Raw genomic sequence first — 4,763 nt, 5'->3', positions numbered from 1 at the left:
CTGCTTTATAAAGCGTTTTCTGATTTGCTTTGACCTGAACCAGATAGTCCGCACCTCTTGAAGTCAGCGCTGAGAGTGTCGCTTTCTGACAATGTAGTGCATCTAGTGTGACGATAGAGTCTGAAATATCGAGCACATCTAATAAGGCCCTAACTGCAGGGATCTCGTTGGATTTACTTTCTACGGTACGCTGATACAAAGTTAAACCTGACTCACAATCAAAAGCGGACACCAAGTGTAAGTTATCCTCACGCTTTTTACTGGCACCACGCAGAGTTTTTCCATCAAATGCAATAATTGGCTTGTCAGATTGAGTTCGTTGCTCGTTAACCCAACTAAACAGGGCCAAAATCAGAGAGTCAGTTTCCACTGTTTTAAGAATACGAGCAATACTATGTCGCGTTGGAATACCGTGTTTAAATGCTCTGAACTGTCGGAGCCAAGACAGCTTGCTGTGTCCAAACACTTCGATATCTTTCCAGCCTTCACAACCGGATAAAACCGCCGAAATGATAAGAAACAAGACATCAGTAAGATCATGATATTGGTTGATGGAAGAACGCTTATCTTCCACAAGTTCAAGGTGGCTAAATAACGACGTAATTAACAAGTAGATAGTGATAATGTGGGCGTTATTAGATCAGAAAAGAGGCGGGTGTTAAAGCCTTTTTACAAAGTGCGATCCCGCCGTGCGCTTAAGGCACTGTCATCGTTGCATCTGTAGGTTCTATACATCATTAATAAAAGCAAATATGACTTCACATTCAAAATATTCACATATTTCATTTTCTTAAACTGCCTATAAACGAGTTCTAAGATCAATAAGTTGCCGAGAGCATTATTAAGTTTATGATAAATAAATTTAAGTTATTTTATTGAAGTTAATTTTACGTTTATTAAGGAAGTATTTTAGTAGCAGAGTTTTGCAAATATTTCGGAAGGAGGCCAGAGCCTGTACATGTGCACAGGATAGCCTTAGTTGGAGAAAGGAATCGTTGGTAGGAATAAAGAAGAAGGATATGCTTCGTTCGCTTCTATAAAACGAAAGCATCAATATTTTTATAAATTAAGGTAATTTAAGAACTAAAAACTGAATAAAAGGCCTGTTAAGTAAGTTGCTCACACACCAAGTGAGAGCGGAAACCTTGCTTATTGATACAGTGCTCAACACCATCAACAAACCATTTGCCGTCGGCGTCGCTTTTAGTATTAACTATTTTAACAACAGCACCGGCAACAATGTTGGCATCACCAATAATGGATAGGTTAATGCGCGTACTTGCACGCTTTAGTCTATTGTGCTTGGCTTTTGCCGCACGCTTTGCAGACGCCTCATCAGCGTATACATATGGCAATACAATACTAGGGCTACCACTGCCTGCCTTAACTGGGGTGCGTGCTGCCTTATCTAAATCGTAATAAAAGGCGGTTACATCGCCCACTTGTCGATAAGCATCTTTGCCATAGCGCCAACTCAATATCTGTGAGTTTTTTATTTCAACTTCTTTGAGCTCTTTACCTGAGAGCGATCGTCCAGTTCCTCTTGCCATGAAGATCAGCTTGTCATGAGCTATTTTTACAATGGCATCGAATTGCTCAGCCAACATGCTGAGTAGTTGAGCATCGCTTTCACTTTGCTCAATATGGGGTAACTCAATATTTTTAAAAGCATCACCGACTTTAGCTTCAAGGCCATACTCTCCGGCAATATCAGAGACTAATTCACCTAATTTCTTTGGCTGTTTCGGGTCTTCAGGCCAAGAGCGATGCTTTGGAGCTTTCAAAGCAGTATGCCAAAGTAACTTATTACCAAATAGCTCTAAAGAGCGCACTGGACCCGTTAAATTAAACTCCCCTACTTCGAACTTACCTAGTGGCGTGAGTGTAGCGCTTTTATCCTCATTGCCCTCTTTGTATCCCATTGCAATTTCAACCAAATCTGTGGGTTTAGGCTGTTGAATGGGCGCCGCTTCTAAATTATCAAAGCGTACATAACAACTATCGCTCATTAATCCAGTTTTCATGCGAACCGTCACGTTAACAACTCTGTCGATAAGGCGTTTAGCAACTTCTTTACCATTGGTTTTGATAGAAAACTGAGGTTGTATATCCATAATTTTTTCCTCAATCCCAAATGTTAATAATGTTATCTTCTATTGGTTTTTCAATTACTTCTGGCAGGAATATTGCTATATTCTCAGAATAAATAGCCCCTCGTTCTGCAAGACCATGATTTGCCTCTAGTACCAGCTCTACCATTTGATTGCTACGCCCATAATGCCGCCAACAAATGTTGTCTAGGCAGTCACCATCACGTGTGACATAAGTTACGCCGCTCATTATTTACCTCGTTACTTTGTATTACCGTCATAACGGTCTAACGTCATTTGAAATTGAATTTCTCTAGGAATACCATCATTAAGAAACAGCGAACGCTCTTCGTTGATAGACTTGATTATCCATTTGCCCATCACACGCCCAACAGAAGGACTCGATTTACCACTTTCTTCAACATAACCTAGCGTAAGAGGCTGACCCTTAGCCGCCTCTGCTCGCATTTTATCTACCTGTACTAACCCTCCTTCAACAAGCTGAGGATAAATTGTGCCGTCGAGATTAATGCTTTGCTTACCCACCCCAACAAACTGCTGAACAGGGCTTTTATCTTCAGTTTGAGAGTCTTGGGTCTTCCAGCGATACTCTGTTTCGTAAGATAATTTGCTAAATGCCGCACTGCTCACTGAAAATTTATACTCTCCCAGTTGCATCATGTGCGACGCACTATTTACTTTTGCCATTAAGCTACCTCATCAATGTATTGCAAGCGCATATCTCGCTGTGCTTGCTGTTGTTTTTGTTCAAGCGCTTGCTTGATTTGCTCAGCAATATCCATAGCTGACATATCTGGTGTGGCGTTTACCGTAATGTTGGCATTCACCGTGACACTGCTATTGACGGTTTGTGTCGCAGACGTGCCACTTGATGTTTTAGACTGAGTTCGGTGGAGTACACTTGGATTTTCATCAAGCGCATCGATCTTGTTATCAGGCAAAAGATTACCGGCTGGAGAACTGTCGTTCCGAGAACTGTCGTTCCGAAAACTATCATTCAAAGCACTTTCATTTAATGGCTTTGTACTTGCTTGCTCTTTACCCATGATGGTTTCAGTTAACCAACCACCTAAACTACCAATAGCAGGACCCGCTAACATGCCACCAACCCAGCTCGCCATCGGTGCTAATGCTTTGCCTTTTTTCGACTTACCCAGCGTGCGCGAGATGAGCTCTCCCGTTAACCAGCTACCACCAGTTTGCCCTATAGCTTGTGCTTTTTCTTTCGCAGAAAGTGTGTCATTGGTTGCAGCTCGCAGGATGCTAAGGCCATTGACCACATTGCCCAAAATGCCACCCATGTTAGCAATACCCATAAGTATGTTGCTTTTCTTACTTGAGCTTTGCTGCATTGCACCAACAGTCCCCGCAAGTGCATTCACAGGTCCCAGCGCATTACCTGCAGCACCCAACACGTTATCAATTGGGTGCTTAACTTCACTTAGCTTTGTAGAGTCGCTCTTGGCTGTAGTTTGAGTTATGGTTTGAGTCTGTGTTGAATCATTAGCTGCGATATTGCCAAGTGTGGCGTCAACGTTAGCCATATTAAGCGACTGGGCGTTAACTAGATTACCAGTTGACTCTTCAGTCGTGCTATTTAACATTGCTGGTGCAGCAGGTTGTTCATTCTTTGCTGGTTTTTCATCTTCAAGCGAACTACCAAACCAGTCCCCTAAAAACCCGCCAATTGACTCGCCACCAAATGAGCCAATGGCACCACCAATGGCACCACCAATTAATGTACCGACCCCTGGGATGATAGAGCCTATTGCAGCCCCAGCCGCTGCACCAGCAAGCGCACCACCAGCACCACCTGCCGCAGAACCTATTTGCTGAGACTTTTCGCGCTTACTTAAACTGTCATCAGATAGTGTTGTGGCAACATCTGCAGCACTCAATATCGTTCTCAGTGGGCCAGTAAAACGACCCAACATCTTAGTCGCAGGGCTTTTAGCTAAACTATTAAAAATACCACCAAGCTTACCGGGTGACTTTTTCATTACACCAAAAATAGGATCATTCGCGGCACGGCGTTTACCCAATTTACGCTTATTTTGCGAGGAAACTGGCTTAGCTGCTTGCTTGAAGCCTTTGACCTTGTTATCTAAACCTCCATCTAGCACTCTAAGTGCTGGTTTTGGTGTTTTAATCTTGGCTTTTTGACTTTGCTTAGACACCATTACATTACGATTTTCTTTTGCCCACGGCTTATTGTCACTACGATATTGCGTTTGGCGCTGTTTAGACGCTCGTCGCTTACTTGTACGCTTTCGTGAAGCCCGCTTTTTACGGCGCTTTGACTTTTCGTTCTGGGCCGGTTCATCTGCACCAAAATCAGTGAAGAATTCAGTAGCAGCATCTCCAATTGACGACAAGTCACCGTTTAAGATGCCTTTAAAATCAAGTTTACCAATTGCTGATGAATGCCGTTCAAATACAGACGCAGCATCACCAAAGCCAAACGCATTGAGCAGATCGGGCCCTGCTTTTACAAGTGATTGTAAATCACCATCCATTACCGCTTTTATGTCTAACTGTTGAATGGCTGGCAGTACATCACTCAGCGCTTTTGCTGGGCCTTTTAGATTGGCCGCTTTTAGTAAACCCGGAGCTGCATCAAGCAAACTCGATATATCACCCGTAGCGAGGCCC

At 43.1% G+C, this 4,763-nt stretch carries 4 protein-coding genes and 1 pseudogene; all 5 read right to left on the bottom strand.

Going from position 1 to position 4,763, the window contains the following annotated elements; translation table 11 throughout:
• On the bottom strand, window positions 1-604 hold a 604-nt coding region (locus SANK73390_RS09510), incomplete at its 3' end, for an ISAs1 family transposase (protein ID WP_462765735.1).
• A 502-nt stretch (window positions 605-1,106) separates the two neighbouring features.
• Window positions 1,107-2,114, bottom strand: a complete 1,008-nt coding sequence (locus tag SANK73390_RS09505; protein ID WP_462765733.1) for a phage late control D family protein — start codon at window positions 2,112-2,114, stop codon at window positions 1,107-1,109.
• Between the two features lie 10 nt (window positions 2,115-2,124).
• Window positions 2,125-2,340, bottom strand: coding sequence for a tail protein X (locus SANK73390_RS09500; RefSeq protein WP_261592357.1), 216 nt, complete (start codon window positions 2,338-2,340; stop codon window positions 2,125-2,127).
• Window positions 2,341-2,351: 11 nt separating this feature from the next.
• Entirely contained in the window at window positions 2,352-2,798 is a 447-nt protein-coding gene (locus tag SANK73390_RS09495) for a phage tail protein (protein ID WP_261592356.1), read from the bottom strand.
• Window positions 2,798-4,763 (bottom strand): annotated as a pseudogene (locus SANK73390_RS09490) (hypothetical protein); the annotation flags it as partial. The pseudogene SANK73390_RS09490 and the gene SANK73390_RS09495, both read right to left, overlap by 1 nt.

The organism is Pseudoalteromonas sp. SANK 73390, assembly GCF_054966645.1.
This window is presented reverse-complemented; position numbering and strand designations above follow the sequence as displayed.